At 73.1% G+C, this 16,279-nt stretch carries 15 protein-coding genes; 8 read left to right on the top strand and 7 right to left on the bottom strand.

What is annotated here, in order from left to right:
• Positions 1–35: 35 nt before the first annotated feature.
• Positions 36–383 carry a DUF3024 domain-containing protein gene (locus L2C96_RS21525; RefSeq protein ID WP_020416402.1) on the bottom strand — a complete coding sequence of 116 codons (348 nt, stop codon included), beginning with the start codon at positions 381–383 and terminating at the stop codon, positions 36–38.
• A gap of 55 nt (positions 384–438) precedes the next feature.
• Between L2C96_RS21525 and L2C96_RS21520 the strand changes: the two genes are divergently transcribed.
• Positions 439–762 (top strand): nucleotide pyrophosphohydrolase, encoded by a 324-nt coding sequence (locus L2C96_RS21520; protein WP_237337499.1) that lies wholly within the window; start codon positions 439–441, stop codon positions 760–762.
• Between the two features lie 93 nt (positions 763–855).
• The gene (locus tag L2C96_RS21515) at positions 856–2,727 is read left to right on the top strand and encodes a DNA/RNA helicase domain-containing protein (protein ID WP_237337498.1); all 1,872 of its coding nucleotides are present in this window, start codon (positions 856–858) and stop codon (positions 2,725–2,727) included.
• On the opposite strand, the gene L2C96_RS21510 is transcribed toward L2C96_RS21515, so the two are convergent.
• A complete protein-coding gene (locus L2C96_RS21510) occupies positions 2,697–4,226 on the bottom strand; it encodes a 3'-5' exonuclease (protein WP_237337497.1) in 1,530 nt (509 codons plus the stop codon). The genes L2C96_RS21515 and L2C96_RS21510 overlap by 31 nt on opposite strands.
• Before the next feature lie 191 nt (positions 4,227–4,417).
• Between L2C96_RS21510 and L2C96_RS21505 the strand changes: the two genes are divergently transcribed.
• The 4 genes from L2C96_RS21505 to L2C96_RS21490 are packed head-to-tail and all read left to right on the top strand — an operon-like array spanning position 4,418 to position 7,657.
• The gene (locus L2C96_RS21505; protein WP_237337496.1) at positions 4,418–5,152 is read left to right on the top strand and encodes a thermonuclease family protein; all 735 of its coding nucleotides are present in this window, start codon (positions 4,418–4,420) and stop codon (positions 5,150–5,152) included.
• 32 nt (positions 5,153–5,184) lie between these two features.
• Positions 5,185–6,585, top strand: a complete 1,401-nt coding sequence (locus L2C96_RS21500) for a carboxylesterase/lipase family protein (RefSeq protein WP_308191168.1) — start codon at positions 5,185–5,187, stop codon at positions 6,583–6,585.
• On the top strand, positions 6,582–7,016 hold the full coding sequence (locus L2C96_RS21495; protein WP_237337494.1) for a YdeI/OmpD-associated family protein: 435 nt from the start codon (positions 6,582–6,584) through the stop codon (positions 7,014–7,016). Before L2C96_RS21500 ends, L2C96_RS21495 begins: the two co-directional genes overlap by 4 nt.
• Positions 7,017–7,030: 14 nt before the next feature.
• The gene (locus tag L2C96_RS21490) at positions 7,031–7,657 is read left to right on the top strand and encodes a response regulator (protein WP_017986145.1); all 627 of its coding nucleotides are present in this window, start codon (positions 7,031–7,033) and stop codon (positions 7,655–7,657) included.
• Position 7,658: 1 nt separating this feature from the next.
• On the opposite strand, the gene L2C96_RS21485 is transcribed toward L2C96_RS21490, so the two are convergent.
• The gene (locus tag L2C96_RS21485) at positions 7,659–8,714 is read right to left on the bottom strand and encodes an FUSC family protein (RefSeq protein WP_237337493.1); all 1,056 of its coding nucleotides are present in this window, start codon (positions 8,712–8,714) and stop codon (positions 7,659–7,661) included.
• A gap of 44 nt (positions 8,715–8,758) precedes the next feature.
• On the opposite strand from L2C96_RS21485, the gene L2C96_RS21480 reads away from it, so the two are divergent.
• Positions 8,759–9,244, top strand: a complete 486-nt coding sequence (locus L2C96_RS21480) for a MarR family winged helix-turn-helix transcriptional regulator (protein WP_237337492.1) — start codon at positions 8,759–8,761, stop codon at positions 9,242–9,244.
• Positions 9,245–9,409: 165 nt separating this feature from the next.
• Here L2C96_RS21480 and L2C96_RS21475 read toward each other — a convergent pair whose 3' ends face one another.
• The gene (locus tag L2C96_RS21475; RefSeq protein ID WP_020416394.1) at positions 9,410–10,054 is read right to left on the bottom strand and encodes a GntR family transcriptional regulator; all 645 of its coding nucleotides are present in this window, start codon (positions 10,052–10,054) and stop codon (positions 9,410–9,412) included.
• An 84-nt stretch (positions 10,055–10,138) separates the two neighbouring features.
• Here L2C96_RS21475 and L2C96_RS21470 point away from each other — a divergent pair, with 84 nt between their 5' ends.
• A complete protein-coding gene (locus tag L2C96_RS21470; protein ID WP_237337491.1) occupies positions 10,139–10,939 on the top strand; it encodes an NAD(P)-dependent oxidoreductase in 801 nt (266 codons plus the stop codon).
• Here the strand turns inward: L2C96_RS21470 and L2C96_RS21465 are convergent.
• Genes L2C96_RS21465 through cydB form a run of 3 tightly spaced genes read right to left on the bottom strand, consistent with a single transcriptional unit; the run spans position 10,867 to position 16,279 of the window.
• Entirely contained in the window at positions 10,867–12,018 is a 1,152-nt protein-coding gene (locus L2C96_RS21465) for a GAF domain-containing sensor histidine kinase (RefSeq protein WP_020416392.1), read from the bottom strand. The genes L2C96_RS21470 and L2C96_RS21465 overlap by 73 nt on opposite strands.
• A gap of 8 nt (positions 12,019–12,026) precedes the next feature.
• Positions 12,027–15,275: a thiol reductant ABC exporter subunit CydD gene (gene cydD / locus L2C96_RS21460; protein WP_237337490.1), complete on the bottom strand. Its 3,249-nt coding sequence runs from the start codon at positions 15,273–15,275 to the stop codon at positions 12,027–12,029.
• On the bottom strand, positions 15,272–16,279 hold the full coding sequence (gene cydB / locus L2C96_RS21455; RefSeq protein ID WP_237337489.1) for a cytochrome d ubiquinol oxidase subunit II: 1,008 nt from the start codon (positions 16,277–16,279) through the stop codon (positions 15,272–15,274). The genes cydD and cydB overlap by 4 nt, the downstream gene beginning before the upstream one ends.

Below are 16,279 nucleotides of genomic sequence, written 5' to 3'. Positions count from 1 at the left end.
CCAACAGCGTCGTCTTCTCTGACGCTGCGTGAGCATCAGCAGGGGCTGAGCCACTGGAAGAAGTAACCGGTCTCCGCGCCACGATCGAGGTCGTCCAGGAGGGGGACGGGCGAGATCTCCGGGACGCTGCGCGGGTACGGGCGCCAGCGTCCCGCGTCGGCGAGGTAGTAGAGCGACCACATCTCGTCGAGGCCGTAGCGGAGCTGCGCGAACGGCCGTTCGGCCGCACCGCCGCTGGCCCATTCGGCGCGCCGCTCGACGAGGGTCACGATGCGCCCGCGCCAGCGGGACATCACGCTGTACTCACCGCGCTGACCAGCCGGAACCCGCCGCTCACACCAGCGATCGATCTGGCGTTGCTGGAGCTCGGGGATCGGCGACATACCCACAGTGATACCGCAACCCGATCGGGTCGTGCGGCACCGGATACTGCGCCCTGTGACGCTCGACGATCTGCAACGGCGGCTGGCCGAGTTCGCCGCCGCCCGGGACTGGGAACGGTTCCACACGCCGAAGAACCTGGTGATGGCGCTGTCCGGGGAGGTGGGCGAGCTGACGGCGCTGTTCCAGTGGCTGACGCCCGCGGAGTCCGCCTCGGTGCTCGACGACCCGGCCACCCGCGCCGCGGTGCTCGACGAACTGGCCGACGTGACCATCTACCTCGCCCGGCTGGCCGACGTGCTCGGCGTGGACCTCCTGGAAGCCGCCGAAGCAAAGGTGAACCGCAACGAGTCGCGGTTCCCGGTTGATCGTTTCGACTAACCTGGCACCCGCGGCCCGACGGGCACCGAAGTAGCCACTTCGTCGCTGCCCCCACCCGCACGTGCATGACGCGTGCCCAGTGGGGGAAACGAAGTGGCTCTTGTCCGGCACAGCGCCGAGCACCTTCTCGCGGAGGCCGGTCAGTTGGCCACGACGTTGACGGAGCAGGCCAGGCACCAGTGGGGCCACCGCCCCGGCCAGAGCGAGATCGACTCCTGGGAGCGCAGCCTGCGACCGTTCCTGGCCGACCTCGTCGACGCCGGGCTCGGTGAGGTCGAGGTGCTGCTGGAGCACAAGCTGCCGCACAGCCCGAAGCGCGTCGACGCGGTGCTCTGCGGCCTGCACCCGCGCACCGGCGAGACCAGCTACGTCCTGGTCGAGCTGAAGCAGTGGTCGAAAGCCGAACTGCTGGCGGCGGACCTCGTGCGGATCGCCTCCCGCCGCGATCCGGTGCTGCACCCGGTCGAGCAGGTCCGGCGGTACTGCGAGTACCTGGTCGACTCGACCCCGGCGCTGGCCGAGCGGCCGAACGCGGTGCACGGGGTCGCGTATCTGCACAACGCGGACTCCGCCGGCATTTCGTCGTTGCGGCAGTACCAGCCCAGCGAGTTCGGCACGCTGTTCACCAAGGACGACAAGGCGAAGCTCGCCGACCGCCTGCGGTCGCTGCTCGACCCCGCCGCCGGCCGGGACGCGGCCCGGCGCTCGGCCGACGAGTTCCTCGGCTTCGAGCACGCGCCGACCAAGCCCCTGCTGGACCTCGCCGCGCGGGAGATCCAGGAGCGGGAGCAGTTCGTGCTCCTGGACGAGCAACAGGTCGCGGCCGAGGTGGTGATGCAGGCGGTCGAGCGGGCCAAGGCGGCGGCGACGCGGACGGTCGTGGTCGTGCTGGGCGGTCCCGGCTCGGGCAAGAGCGTGATCGCGCTGAGCCTGCTCGGTGAACTCGCCCGCCGCGGACGGCGGGTGCACCACGCGACCGGGTCCAGCGCGTTCACCAACACGATGCGCAAGGTGGCGGGGGCGCGGAACCGGCGCGTGCAGACCCTGTTCAAGTACTTCAACAACTACATCGACTCGCCGCCCCGCGAGCTGGACGTGCTGATCTGCGACGAGGCGCACCGCATCCGCGAGACCAGCGTCAACCGCTACACGAAGCGCGACCAGCGCGCGAAGGCCGGGCGGCAGGTCGACGAGCTGATCGAAGTGGCGTCGGTGCCGGTGTTCCTGCTCGACGAGAACCAGACCGTGCGGCCCGGCGAAATGGGTTCCCTCGCGGAGATCTCCGCGGCGGCCGAGTCGCTGGGCTGCCGCCTGGAGGTCGTGCGCCTGTCCGGGCAGTTCCGGTGCGGCGGGTCGGACGCGTTCGACAGCTGGGTGGCCCGCCTGCTCGGTCTCGACCGGCTGCCGCCCGTGCCGTGGAGCAAGCTGGGCGACGACTTCGTGGTGGCCAGCGCCGCGACGCCGGACGCGCTGGACGCCTGGCTGCGGCAGCGGATGGAGACCCACGGCGGCACCGGCCGGCTGTCGGCGGGCTACTGCTGGCGGTGGAGCGACCCCGCGTCCACCCCCGACGGCAAGCGACTCGTGGACGACGTCGTCATCGGGGATTGGCGCCGTCCGTGGAACGCCAAGCCGAAACAGCGGGTGCCGGACGTGCCCGAGTCGTACTACTGGGCCTCCGACGAGCGCGGCTTCGGGCAGGTCGGCTGCATCTACACGGCGCAGGGCTTCGAGTACGACTGGTCCGGCGTGATCTTCGGCCCGGACCTCGTCCGCCGCGACGGACGCTGGGTCGCGCGCCGGGAGCACTCCCACGACCCGGACGCCAAGAAGGCCGACGACCTGGAGTTCGGCCGGCTCGTGCGGAACACGTACAAGGTGCTGCTGACCCGCGGGATGCGGGGGACCTGCGTGTACTCGACGGACCCGGAGACTCAGGCCTTCCTCGAGGAGATGGCCGGGTAGCGGCTCTTGGGGTCGCCCACGGTCCAGCCGCCGAGCAGGAGACCGACGCCGATCGCGCCGAGCGGGATGCCCGCGGCCAGGCCGGCGCCGCCGAACAGGGCGATCACCGTCAGGATCATCAGGACGAGGCCCGTGCCCATCGTGATCCAGGCGATCCACTGGCGGTCCCGCGGAACCGGCGGGAGTGTGGCGGCCGGTCGTGGCCAGGCGGGCACGGGCGTCGGAGGCAGCACCGCAGTCGGCTGCGGCGGGACGGCGACCGGCGGTGGGGGCGCGACGGCGACCGGCGGTGCGGGCGCCGTCCGCGGCTGCACCGGGACCAGGCCCAGCGACTGCCACGCGGCAGGCAGGTCGAGCACGGCGGCACCGAGTTCCCGCGCCCGCGCCAGCCGCGGTTCGGCGGCGGGCACGTCGTCCGCGACCGCGAGGTGCGTCACCGACGCGGTGAGGTTCTTGGCGAGCGGGATCCGAGCCGCGAGCACCGCGGCGCGCAGCGCGTCGGCGGCAGCGGTGCGTCCGAGGACGAGCACCCGCGTCCGGTCCGCGGACGGCGCCCGGCGGAGGTCCCGCAGCGCCTCGGGCACGCCCAGCGCCTCGGCCACGTGCCGCAGCTCGCGTTCCTCGTCGTCGGTGACGATGCCGTCGGACTCGGCCACCGCCCGCATCGCGGCGACGAAGTTCAGGTGCGCCCGGTGCACGTCCGACGAGGACATGCCGGCCGCCGTGGCCAGCGCGGCCAGGTCGGCGGCTTCGGCGTCGGACAGGTGGTGGTCGGCGAGCGCGTCGGCGAGCAGGTCCGCGTACGGCGTGTCCGCCGACTCGATCCGGTCGACCAGGCCGGAGAGCCACGTCCCGGCGGTCGCGCGGGCGGGCTCGGGACGGCTCACCACGCGACCGGTGACCGCCAGGCGCGGCAACCGCGGCAGGTCGAACCGGCGCTCGAAGGCCAGGCCGTGCGTGCTCACCAGTGCCGCGAGGACCTGCGCGCAGGCCCGCGCGTCGGGAGCCGCCTGGTGCGCGGGGAACCCGCCGAGGCCGAGCGCTTCCGCGACAGTGGCCAGCCGGTAGTTCGGCAACCGGAGGGCGGTGCGCGCGGCAGCCAGCGTGCACACGCCCGGCAACGTGGGGAGCCGCAGACCGATCCGCTCCAGCTCCGCGGCCAGGAAACCCTGCTCGAACGCCAGGTTGTGGCCGACGAGCACGCTGCCCTGGCACAGGTCGAGCAGGTGCCCCGCGATCTGGCCGAGCGCGGGCGCGGAGTCCAGCTGCGCCCGCGTGATGCCGTGGACCCGCGCGGGCCCCGAGTCGACTCCCGGCCCGGGATCGACCAGGGTCGAGAACTCGCCCAGCACTGTGCCGTCGGCGCGCACGCGCACGGCCGCGACCTCGATGATCCGGCCGGGCTGCAGGCCGGTCGTCTCGAAGTCGATCGCGGTGAACTCGGTGCCGACGGCCGGAAATCGGCCGGAACCGGACATGGGGATGATGTCGATGAGCATTCCGGCTTCCCTGGTCGAGGATTGACGCGTAGTCCATCGCGGCGGGCGCGAAAACGTTCCTGGTGAAACACAATCGTGATCATCGGCGGTTCTGTAACGCATTCGGGACGCGCAGCGAGAAAAGAGCCGTGCCCGATGTTCCCGCCACGCCGAAACGGCGAGTGCCCACCTGGATCAAGATCGTTCTAGCCGTGTTCGCGGTGCTCTTCGTGCTCGGCGCGGTGTTCGGAAAGCCCACGGAGAAACCGGTCGCGCAGCCCGCGCCGACTACCACCACCGTGGCCACCACCAGCAGCAGTCCGCCCGTGGAGCCCGTTCTCCGGGTCACGCGGGTGACCGGATCTAGCATCGTGGTAAGCGATACCGCGGGAATCTCGAAAACCGTTTACGTCCCCGGAATCCAGCCGGCCGCGGATTGTTACGGAACGGAGACCGCGAGCTGGGCCACCGCATTTCTGGTCGGCAAGGAAGTGAGCTTGCAGTCGGTCACCGAGGAGGCTGGGCGGACGCTGGCGCACGTCCTGCTCGCCGATGGAACGGACTACGCGGTCGCCGCCCTGCAGGGTGGTTACGCGCGTTTCGTCGCGGATGCGGTCACCGACTCCTACGCGAACGTCCTGCGGTCCGCGGAAAGCGCGGCCAGCACGGCGAAGGCAGGATTGTGGGGACCGCCTTGCAACGGCAGCCCCACCACACCGCCGGTCGCGCCGCCGCCGGTCACCGTTCCACCCGCTCCCGCCAGCACCCCCAAACCCGCGGCGCCGAAGCCCAGCACGCAGAAGCCAACCGAGGAACCGGACGTCTCCAGCGCCTACTACGCCAACTGCTCGGAAGCGCGGGCCGCGGGCGCGGCTCCCCTTCACCGCGGCGACCCCGGCTACCGCTCGGGGCTGGACCGCGACGGCGACGGAACCGCTTGCGAGTGACTTCGTCGCAGAACGTGTGATATCCACGACCGGTGGATCCCATCGTGCAGACGCGTTCCGGTGCCGTTCGTGGCGTGGCTGACGGGGTGGTCAGCTCCTTCAAGGGCATTCCGTTCGCCGGGCCGTTGACCGGTCCCGCGAGGTTCCAGGCGCCCGCCGAGCCGGAGCCGTGGGACGGGACGCGTGATGCGGTCCGCTTTTCGGCCTCGCCGCCGCAGGGGTCGCTCTTTCCCGGCATGCCGTCGGCTTGGCGGCCGGACGAAGGGGACGACTCCCTGAGCGTCAACGTGTGGACTCCGGACGCCGGCGGCAGCGGTCTGCCCGTCATGGTCTGGATCTACGGCGGCGCCTACCTGATCGGGACCGCGCGGCAGCCCGAGTACGACGGCGCCAACCTCGCCCGTGCCGGGGTCGTCGTCGTGACCTTCAACTACCGCGTCGGGCTGGAGGGGTTCGGCTGGCTGCCCGGGGCGCCCGCCAACCGGGCCTTCCTGGACCAGCTCGCGGCCCTGCGCTGGGTCCAGGAGAACATCGCCGACTTCGGTGGCGACCCGGACAACGTGACGATCTTCGGCGAGTCCGCCGGTGGCACGTCGGTCGCGGCGCTGACCGCCTCGGACGCCGGGCGCGGTCTGTTCCGCCGCGCCATCGGGCAGAGCGTCGCGCACGGGTTCCTCTCCGAGAACCGCGTCCGGCGCACCACCGAGCGCATCGCGGCGGCCCTCGGCGTCCCCGCCACGCTCGAGGGCTTCGCGCAGGTGCCGTCCGAGGCCATCCACGCCGTGCAGATGGCGCCCGGCGAGATCACGCCGTTCGGGCCGGTCGTGGACGGTGACCTGCTCACCGGCCTGCCCTGGCACAACCTGCGCGCCGAGGTCGACCTGATCGCCGGCTTCAACCACGACGAGTTCACCCTCTTCGTCGCGGGCCAGGACCTCTCCGGCGTGGACCCGGCCGCGACCGCCGACGCCGTCGGCCTGCCCGCCGGCGCCGTCGCCGAGTACCGGGCCGCCCACCCCGGCATCTCCGACGCCGACCTGCACGTCCTCATCCTGTCCGACCGCACCTTCCGCCTGCCGTCGCTGTGGTCCGCGCAGAACCACCCCGGCCGCAGCTGGTGCTACGAGCTGACCTGGCGCTCGCCCGCGTTCGGCGGGCTCCTGCGCTCCTGCCACGCGCTCGACGTGCCGCTCACGTTCGGCAACTACACCGGCCCGCTCGCGGAGATGCTGCTGGGCAACCCGGCCCCGCCCGAGGCCGACACGCTGTCCCAGGAGATCCGCAAGGCGTGGGTCTCGTTCGCCACGACCGGCGACCCGGGCTGGCCGGAGTACGACAAGGACAACCGGATCACCCGGATCTGGGACGTCCCGGTCTCGGTCACCAGCGACCCGATAGCCGCGTCCCGGCGGATCTGGGAGGCGGCGGCATGAAGTTCCAGGCGACGCTCGAGCAGAGCAAGAAGACCGCGACGGGGATCGAGGTCCCGTCCGACGTGCTGGACGGCCTGAACGCGGGCAGACGGCCGAAGGTCCGGGCCCGGCTCAACGGCTACGAGTACCGGACCAGCGTCGGCAGCATGGACGGCAGGGCGATGCTGCCGGTCAGCGCCGAGGTCCGGGCGGCCGCGGGACTGACCGCGGGCGACGAGGTCGAGGTCGAGCTCGCCGTGGACACCGAACCCCGCGTCGTGGAGGTGCCCGCGGACCTCGCCGAGGCGCTCGAAGCCGCCGGGGCGCGGGCGGCCTTCGACAAGCTCTCCTACAGCCAGCAGCGCCGGTACACGCTCGCCATCGAGGACGCCAAGACCGACGCGACCCGGCAGCGCCGCATCGCGAAGGCGGTCGAAGAACTCTCCGGCTGACTAGGCTCGGTGGTATGGCCATCGAGGTGCTGCTCGTCGACGATCACGAGGTCGTGCGGCGCGGCCTGCGGGAAATGCTGAGCGACGAACCGGACATCGAGGTGGTCGCCGAGGCGGGGAGCGCCGACGAGGCCCTCGCCGTCGCGATGCACGTGGAGCCGGACGTCGCCGTCGTCGACGTGCGGCTCGGGGACGGCGACGGCGTCGCGCTGTGCCGGGAGCTGCGGGCGCGGCCGAACCCGCCGTACTGCCTGGTCCTCACCGCGTTCGACGACGAGGAGGCCATGGTCGGTGCGATCATGGCCGGCGCATCCGGCTACCTGCTGAAACAGGTCCGCGGGCAGGACGTCGTCAACGCCGTGCGCGAGGTCGCCGCGGGCCGGTCGCTGCTCGACCCGGTCACCACCGCCCGCGTGCTGGACAAGCTGCGCCACCCCGCCGAGGACGAGCTGGCGAGCCTCACCGACCGGGAGCGCACGGTGCTGGAGCTGATCGGCGAGGGCCTGTCCAACCGGGAGATCGCCGAGCGCCTGTTCCTCGCCGAGAAGACCGTGAAGAACCACGTCACGTCGGTGCTGTCGAAGCTGGGCATGCAGCGCCGCACACAGGCGGTGGCGTGGGTGGCGCGGCGCGCCAAGTAGTTCAGGCCAGCTGGTAGCCGCGACCGGGCCGGACCAGTGCGGCGGCCAGTCCGATCGCCGCGCCGAGCACCGTGTCCACCAGCCGGTCCGCGGTGACGGCGACCGTGTCGACCGGCGCCGACATCGAGCCGAGCAGCAGCACCAGCGGCGTCACGAACACCATCGCGAGCGCGTAGTTGCGGATGACGGTCAGCTCCGCGCCGAGCAGCGCGACGACGATCACCGCGAGCTTCACCGGCTGCGGCAGGTCCAGCGTCAGCAGCAGCGCGGCCACCAGGACGCCGGCGACCGTGCCCGTGACGCGCTGCACGAACCGGTGCATCGTGTGCTGCAGGTGGGTGGCCTGCAGCACCGCGGCCGCCGCGACCGTCGCCCAGTACGGGTGCCCGAGCCCGAGCGCGTGTGCGAGCAGACCGGCCGCCAGCACCGCGGCGAACACCTTCACCGCGCGCGGCCATTCGTGCGACGAGCGGTCCACCGCGGCCCGCAAGCCCGCGCGCCACGACGTCGTCCGGTCGCCGTCGTGGTCGAAGAACAGCCACCCGGACAGCGCGACCACCCACGCGACGAGCGCCCCCGCGGCCGCGGCGCCGACCTGCGCGGCGACACCCGGCCAGCTGACCGGGAACGCCGACGTGGTGCCCGCGGCGAAGACGAACATGAGCCCGCCGGGCGGGCCCGACCGGATACCGTCCGTGACCAGTTTCGCCACCGCGGCGACCGCCGCGACCAGGATCGCGATCGGCAGCGGACCCCACCCGGCGGCCGACGCCGCCCCGCCGAGGCCGACCGCGAGCGTCAGACCTGCGCCGATCACGGCGAGCAGCCGGGCCCTCACCGGGTACGGCTCGAACCGGGCGTGCACCGCGGTCATCCCGCCGAACGCCGCGGCGGGCGCCAGCTCGGTGTGCCCTGCGATCACAACCGCGACCAGGACTATGTTCGCCCCGGTCATGGCCCGTAACGCGGACACCAGCGCCCGGTCGACTGGGCGCAGGCGCCACCAGCCGCGCGGCGAGAGTGCGCGGAACAGGTCGTGGCGGCCGAAATCATTCACGAGTAAAATACTACCGAACGATTCGTGTACGAAGGAGCTCAGCGGTGAGTGATCTCGTCGACAGAGTGCGGCGCCAGTGGCTGGACGTGCACCCCGGCCTCGACACGACCGGGATGGCGGTCGTCGGCCGGGTGCTGCGGCTCGCGTCGCTGATCCGCCGCGCGACCGACGACCTCCTGCTGGCCAACGACCTGAACCGCGCCGAGTTCGACGTGCTGTGCGCGCTGCGGCGCAACGAGGTGCTCAACCCGGGCCAGATCAGCCGCGAGATGCTGTCCTCGGGCGCCGCGATCACCAAGCGGCTCGACCGCCTGGAACGGCTGGGCCTGGTGTCGCGGACGGCGAGCGAACGCGACCGGCGCGTGGTGCAAGTCCGGCTGACCGACCGCGGCGTCCAGCTGATCGACGAACTGCTGCCCACCCACCTCGAAGGCGAAAAGGCCGCACTGGCCAACCTGGAGCCGGAGCAGCAGGAAGAACTGGCCCGGCTGCTCAAGGTGATGCTGGAAACCGTCGAAGGCGTCGGCTGACGCTCAGGCCTGTCCGGCTTCCCGCAGCGCCGCGATCACGCCTCAGGCCTGCTCGGCTTCCCGCAGCGCTGCGGTCACCAAGCGGCTCGACCGGCTCGAGCGGCTCGGCCTGGGGTCGGCTGAGCCTCAGGCCTGCTCGGCTTCCCGCGGCGCCGCGATCACGCCTCAGGCCTGCTCGGCTTCCCGCAGCGCCTCGATCACGCTGCTCAGGTGCTGCCGGATCGCCGCGGCGGCCGCGGCCGCGTCGTGGGCGCAGATGGCGTCGATGATCGCCAGGTGCTCGGGCAGCGACACCGACGGCCGGCCGGGGCGCATGGCCAGCCGGAACTGGTGCCGCACGCTCTGCGCGCGCAGCCGCTCCAACACCTGGCCCGCCGTGTGCTGGCCCGAAATTTCCCGCACCCGGCGGTGCAGCTCCTGGTTCAGCCCCGAGTACCCCATGACGTCCCCGGACGCCACGGCCTTGCGCATCGCCTTGCCGAGTGCCTTCAGCTCGCCGATCTCCTCGTCGCTGATGCGCTCGGCTGCCTTCTCCGCGCACAGGCTCTCCACGACCATGCGCACCTCGGAGATCTCGATGGCCTCCTCCAGCGACACCGCCCGGACCCGCGCGCCGCGGTTCTGCACCCGCTCGACCAGGCCCTCGTTGGCGAGTTCGAGCAGCGCGATGCGGACGTTGGCGCGGCTCGCGGCGAACTGGGCGGACAGGTCGGCCTCGACCAGCCGCTGGTTCGGCACGAACTCGCCGCGGATGATCGCCTCCCGGATGGCGTCCACCACCGGCTTCTCGATCTCGGCCCGCTCTCCCACGCCCGCTCCCCACACGCTTTGTTGACAATTTTGTCGAGCACATCGTCTACTCGGATGGTAGTCGGTGTCGAGGAGGAGTCCGCAATGTCCGATGAGCCACCCGTCGTCGCCATTCTCGGCCTCGGGGAAGCGGGCAGTGAATTCGCCCGCGACCTGCGCGCGGCCGGCGCCGTCGTGCGCGGCTACGACCCGGTGGTGCCGTCCGGGTTCGACTCCGAGTCCGACGCCGCCGAGGGCGCGGACCTGGTGCTCAGCGTCAACAGTTCGGCCGCCGCCGTCGACGCGCTGCGGGCCGGTCTGCCGAAGGTCAGCGGCGTCTGGGCGGACCTGAACACCGCGTCGCCCGGCAAGAAGCGCGAGCTCGCCGCGATCGCCGCCGAAGCGGCCATCGACTTCGCCGATGTCGCGATCATGGCTCCGGTCCCCGGCCGCGGCCTGCGGGTGCCGATGCTCGCGAGCGGTCCGGCCGCCGCGGCGGTGTCGAAGCTGCTCGGCGCGCTGGGGGCGACGGTCGAGGTGCTGCCCGGCGAAGCCGGCGTGGCCGCGGAACGGAAGCTGCTGCGGAGCGTGTTCTTCAAGGGCATGTCCGCCGCCGTGGTCGAGGCGCTGGAAGCCGCCCGCGCGGCGGGGGTCCAGGACTGGCTGCGCGGGGTGATCGTCGAGGAGCTGACCCGCGCCGACGAGTCCACTGTGGAGCGTCTGGTCACCGGCAGCGTCAAGCACGCGAAGCGCCGCACCGCGGAAATGGCCGCCGCCGCGGAGATGCTGGGCGAGCTGGGCGTCGCGGCCGACGTGGCGGCGGCGTCGCGTGATCAGCTGGCGCGCTTGTCCAGCGGCAGCTCGAAGGCCACCAGCGTGCCCAGGCTGGGCGAGGAGTTGAGGTAGAACTTCCCGCCCGCGCGCTTGGCGCGTTCCTCCAGGTGCCGCAGGCCGCGGGTCTGCACGTCCTGCGGCACGCCTGCGCCGTTGTCGCGGACCCGCAGCTTCACGCCGTCGTTGTCGCGCACCAGCGTCACCCTGGTCTCGCTGGCCCCGGAATGGCGGACCACATTGGACAGTGCCTCGCGCAGCGCCGCCCGGATGTGGTCGGCCCGCTCGGCCGGGATGTCGGCCAGCTCGCCGGACAGCTCCAGCGTGGGCGGGAACCCGAGCAGCTCCCCCGCGATCCGCACCTCCGCGCGCGCCGACTCGGCCAGATCGGTGGCCGCGGGTTTCTCCGCCGTCTCCGGTTCCGGCGACCGCAGCTCGCGCACGGTGTGCCGGATCTCCTCGATGGTCTGGTCGAGCTGGTCGATCGCCTCGCCGAGCCGGGTCGCGTCGGTCGAGGCGAACCGCTTGCGCATGCGGCGGCGCACCCGGTCCAGCTGCATGCCCGCCGCGTACAACCGCTGCACGATCACGTCGTGCAGCTCGCGGGCAATGCGCTCGCGCTCCTGGTAGAGCGTGATCCGATGCCGGTCGTTGGCGGCCTCCGCCAGCGCCAGCACGACGCCGACCTGCGCGGCGAACGCGGTCAGCACCTCGACCGTCGCCTCGTCGAACGGCCGCCCGGACCGCTCCCGGTACACCGCCAGCGCGCCGAGCACCCGGCCGCCGGACCCGAACGGCGCGGCCGCGAACGGGCCGAAGCGGCGCAGCTCGGACGGCACGTACGGCGCCGTGCGCGGGTCGGTGGTCATGTCGTCGGCCACCACCGTGACACCGCCGCGGGCGACCTGCCCAGCCGCGGATTCGGCGGGCAGCACGACGCCGCGCGGGTCCTCGTGGTGGCTGCCGTGGGCGGCCTCGACGGACACCTTGCCGTCGTCCGCGCGGACCATCACCAGGCACAGGTCGGCCCCGGCGAGCTCGGCGGCCTTGTGCACCACCGAATCGAGGACCGCGTCGGGGTCGCCGCCGGACAGGGCGGCGGTGGTGATCTCCGTGGCCGCGGACAACGCGCGGGCGGCGAGGGTGGGTTCCATGAGCAGGGTCAAGCGTAGCCGCCTTCCAGGGCGGGCTCCCGCACGCTGACGCGCCCGTCACCCACCTCGACGACCAGGTCGGCCTCGGCCGCCTCCTCGGGGTGGTGGGTCACGTGCACGACCGTGCGGCCGGCCAGCGCCGCGCGCAAGTTGGCCCGCAGCCGCCGGGCGGTCGGCTCGTCGAGGTGCGCGGTCGGCTCGTCGAGCAGGACGAGATCCGCGTGCGACGCCGCGACCAGCGCCCGCGCCACCGCGAGGCGCTGCGCCTGCCCGCCGGACAGGCCGCTGCCCGCGCCGCCGAGCACGGTGTCCAGCGGCAGGTCCAGGCAGGCCAGGCGCAGGGCTTCGCGCAACCGGTCGTCGTCGGCGTGCGGATCGGCCAGCCGCAGGTTCTCCGCGACGGTCGTGGACACCAGCTGCGGTTCCTGCGGCGCCCAGGCGACCTCGGCGGCGGTGGTGAGACTTCCGCGCTGGGCGGGCAGGAACCCGAGCAGCGCGGCGAGCAGCGTCGACTTGCCCGCGCCCGACGGGCCGACGACGGCGACGTGCGCGCCCGCCGGGATGCGCAGGTCGACGTCCCGCAGCACCGGTGCGGTCCAGCCGATGTCGGCGTGCTCGAACGCGATCGGCCCGGTCGGCACGGGCGGCTGCGGCCGCGCGCGTTCGACGTCGGCGATCCGGGCCATCGAGGTGCGCAGCGGGTCCCAGTGCTGGGCCACCGGCGGCAGCGTCGCGAGGACCTCCGCCAGTGCCAGCGGCACCAGGGCCAGGACGGGCGCGAGCACCGGGTCGATGCCGGAGCCCGCGGCCAGACCGACCCCGGCGACCGCGGCCGTGCCGGTGACCAGCGTGATCAACGCGTCGGCCGCGCCCGCTCCGAAGGCCTGGCGCCGCGCCTGGTGCACCAGCCGCTCGTCGGCCTCCGCCAGCTCGGCGCGGCGCCTGCGGTGCGCGCCGGACGCGATCAGCTCGGCCGCTGACTCGAACAGGCCGAGCACCCGGGCGCTCACCGTCCGGCGCCCCTCGGCGAGCACGATGGTCGCCCGTCGCTCCAGCCGCAACGCGAGCGCGGGCGCGGCGAGGGCCCCGACCAGCACGGCGACGGCGAGCACGAGCCCGGCGGCCGGCAGCAGGACCGTCTGCACGGCGATCGCCCCAGCCAGCACGAGCACCGCGACCAGCGGCGGCGTGACCACGCGCGGCAGCAGGTCGCGGACCGTGTCGACGTCGGCGACCAGCCGCCGCTGCCCCTCGCCGAACCGCAGGCCGAGCGCACGGGCGGGCCCGAGCCGGACCAGCCCGCGCCACAGCCGGACCCGCAGCTGCCCGGCGATGCGGAACGCGGCGTCGTGCGTGATCAGCCGTTCCAGGTACCGCAGTGCCGCGCGGCCGAGCCCGAAGGCACGCACCCCGACGACGGCGACGGTCAGCGTCAGGATCGGCGGCTGGAACGAGGCCTTGGCGATGAGCCAGCCCGAGGTCGCGGTCAGCGCCACGCCGGCCAGCAACGCGAGCGCGCCGACCGCGGCGCCGCCGAGGAACCGCCGGCTCACCACGCCGCGCAACGTCGACGTCTGCGCCTCGGCGGCGGTCGCGGTGTGCGGCGCGGGTGCCACCGCGTGGGTGACCGCGACGTGGTTGTCCCGATGGTGCGCGGCGAGGAGGACCGCGGTGCCCAGCGGCAGTGTCGACGCGACGGCGGCGTCGACCAGTGCGGCGTTGGCGGCGTCCTGGTGCGCGGTGGGCTCGTCGAGCAGCAGGAGCCAGGCTCCATGCCGGACCCGCAGCAGCGCCCGTGCGACCGCGACCCGTTGCCGCTGGCCGGTGGACAACTCGTGCACCGGCGCGTCGGCCAGGCCGGCGAGGTTGAGTTCGATGAGCAGCGCGTCGACCTCGACCGGGTCCGGCGGCTCCTCGACCGCCAGGTCCAGCTCGGCCCGCACGGTGCCCCCGGTGAACGCCGGGTTCTGCGGCACCCACGCGATGTCCCGGCGGAAGGCCGACATGTCGACCTCGCTCAGCGGTAGACCGTCGACCAGCACCGTCCCCGCGGACGGCCGCACGAAGCCCAGCAGGACGGCGAGCGTCGTCGACTTGCCGGCGCCGCTCGGCGAATCGAGCCGGGTCAGCGTGCCCGGCCGCAGCGTGAACGTCTCGCCATCCGGCGCGAACCCGCCGCGGCGGGCCACCCGCAGCCCCTCGACCCGCACCTCGCCGCGGCCGGGGATCGCGGTGCCTTCCGGCGCGACCGGTTCGGCGAGCACGTCGGTGACGCGGCGGACCGCCTCGACCCCGTCCTCGCTGGCGTGGAAGGCCGCGCCCACCGCGCGCAGCGGCTGGTAGCACTCCGGCGCGAGGATCAGCACGCTGAGCCCGATCGCGAGCGACAGGTCGCCGCCCACCAGCCGCACGCCGATGACCACGGCGACCAGCGCGACCGACAGCGTCGCCGCCAGTTCCAGCACGAACGCCGAGGAGAACGCGACCTTCAACGTCTTCAGGGTCGCCTGCCGGTGCTTGTCGGACACCCGCCGCACCGCCTCGGCCTGCGCCTCCGCGCGGCGGAACGCGGCCAGCACCGGCAACGCGCGCACGAGTTCCAGCAGGTGGCCGGACATCCGCTGCAGCGCATCGCTCGCGGCGGCCGAGCGGTCGGCGGTGTACTTGCCGACGAGGATCGCGAACATCGGCAGCAACGGCACGGTCAGCGCGATGATCACCGCGGACGGCCAGTCGGCGAACAACACCGCCGCGCCCGCGCCGAGGGGCACCACCGCGGCGGTGACCAGCGCGGGCAGGTAGTCGGTGAAGTAGGCGTCGAGCGCGTCCAGGCCCTTGGTGGTGAGCGTCGTCAGCTCGCCCGGCCCGCGCCGCGCGATCCACTCCGGACCGAGCCGCAGCGCGTGGTCGACGACCTTCGCCCGCAGTTCTTCCTTGGCCCCGGCCGCGGCGCGCGCGGCGACCACCCGCAGCGCCCACGCGATCAGCGCACGGGCGACGACGGCACCGGCGAGGGCGACCAGTCGACCGGCGCCGACGCCGTGCCCGGCGACCACCGCCGCGCAGACCGAAGCCAGCAGGAAGGCCTGCGCGACCAGCGCCGCGGCGTTGCCGAGCGCGAGCAGACCGGAGAGGGCGAGCGCCCGGCGCGCGGCCGCGGACAACAGGGGCAGCGCGCCGAGCGGACCCTTTCCCGGACGCGTGGTGTCCGTTGTGGACACCGGTGCGGGAAGGACGGAGCGTCCGGGAAAGTTCATGGGGTGTGCACCGGCGGGATGTGGGCGGCGCTGATCCGCTTGCGGAACACCCAGTACGTCCAGCCCTGGTAGACCAGCACGGCCGGGGCGCCGAACGCGCCGACCCAGGTGATCACCTCGAGCGTGTACGGGCTGGACGCGGTGTCCGCGACGGTCAGCGAGTTCGCCGGGTCGAGTGTCGAGGGCAGCACGTCCGCGTAGAGCGCGCCGAACAGGGTGACCACGGCCGCGGCGATCGTGACGCCGAGCGCGGCGAAGGCCTGTCCGTCCCGGTCCGCCACCAGCTTGCGCCAGGCGACCACCGCGGCCACCGCCGCGACGCCGAGCGCGACGAGTGTCCACAGTGCACCCTCGCGCCACTGGACGACCGCCAGCAGGGCGAACAGTGGCACCAACGCGACCGGCAGCGCGCGGATGGCGAACAGCCGCGCCCGTTCCCGCAGGTCGCCCGCGGTTTTCAGGGCCAGGAACGCCGCGCCGTGCACCAGGGCGAACCCGACGACGGCGAGCCCGCCGAGCAGCGTGTCCCAGCGCACCGACTCGAACGCTCCGCCGATCCGGTTGCCGTGCTCGTCGAGCGGCAGCCCGAGGATCGTGGTCGTCAGGATCAGCCCGACGCCCAGCGGCGGAACCCACGAGCCGATCATGATGACTCGGTCCCAGTTGCACCGCCAGCGCTCCGAGTCGACCTTGCCGCGGTACTCGAACGCGACGCCGCGGCCGATGAGCGCCAGCAGCACCAGCAGCAACGGCAGGTAGGTGGCCGAGAACAACGACGCGTACCAGCCCGGGAAGGCGGCGAACATCGCACCCGCCGCGACGATCAGCCAGACCTCGTTGCCGTCCCACACCGGGCCGATCGTGTTGATCATGACCCGCCGCTCGGTGTTGTCGCGGCCGAGGATCGGCAGCAGCATGCCGACGCCGAAGTCGAAGCCCTCCAGGAACAGGTACCCCAGCCAGAAGAGCACGATGATGCAGAACCAGACGGTTTCCAGGGTCAT

Origin of the sequence: Amycolatopsis tucumanensis (assembly GCF_021654135.1) — a bacterium.
GTDB classification, from domain to species: domain Bacteria; phylum Actinomycetota; class Actinomycetes; order Mycobacteriales; family Pseudonocardiaceae; genus Amycolatopsis_E; species Amycolatopsis_E tucumanensis.
This window is presented reverse-complemented; position numbering and strand designations above follow the sequence as displayed.

What these genes read in the sequence shown, in the direction of transcription:
- L2C96_RS21495 (WP_237337494.1), top strand. Translation starts at nt 6,582, where the DNA reads ATGAAGTTCCAGGCGACGCTCGAGCAGAGCAAGAAGACCGCGACGGGG.
- L2C96_RS21470 (WP_237337491.1), top strand. Translation starts at nt 10,139, where the DNA reads ATGTCCGATGAGCCACCCGTCGTCGCCATTCTCGGCCTCGGGGAAGCG.
- L2C96_RS21465 (WP_020416392.1), bottom strand. Translation starts at nt 12,018, where the DNA reads ATGGAACCCACCCTCGCCGCCCGCGCGTTGTCCGCGGCCACGGAGATC.
- L2C96_RS21490 (WP_017986145.1), top strand. Translation starts at nt 7,031, where the DNA reads ATGGCCATCGAGGTGCTGCTCGTCGACGATCACGAGGTCGTGCGGCGC.
- cydD (WP_237337490.1), bottom strand. Translation starts at nt 15,275, where the DNA reads ATGAACTTTCCCGGACGCTCCGTCCTTCCCGCACCGGTGTCCACAACG.
- cydB (WP_237337489.1), bottom strand. Translation starts at nt 16,279, where the DNA reads ATGACCCTGGAAACCGTCTGGTTCTGCATCATCGTGCTCTTCTGGCTG.
- L2C96_RS21525 (WP_020416402.1), bottom strand. Translation starts at nt 383, where the DNA reads ATGTCGCCGATCCCCGAGCTCCAGCAACGCCAGATCGATCGCTGGTGT.
- L2C96_RS21510 (WP_237337497.1), bottom strand. Translation starts at nt 4,226, where the DNA reads ATGCTCATCGACATCATCCCCATGTCCGGTTCCGGCCGATTTCCGGCC.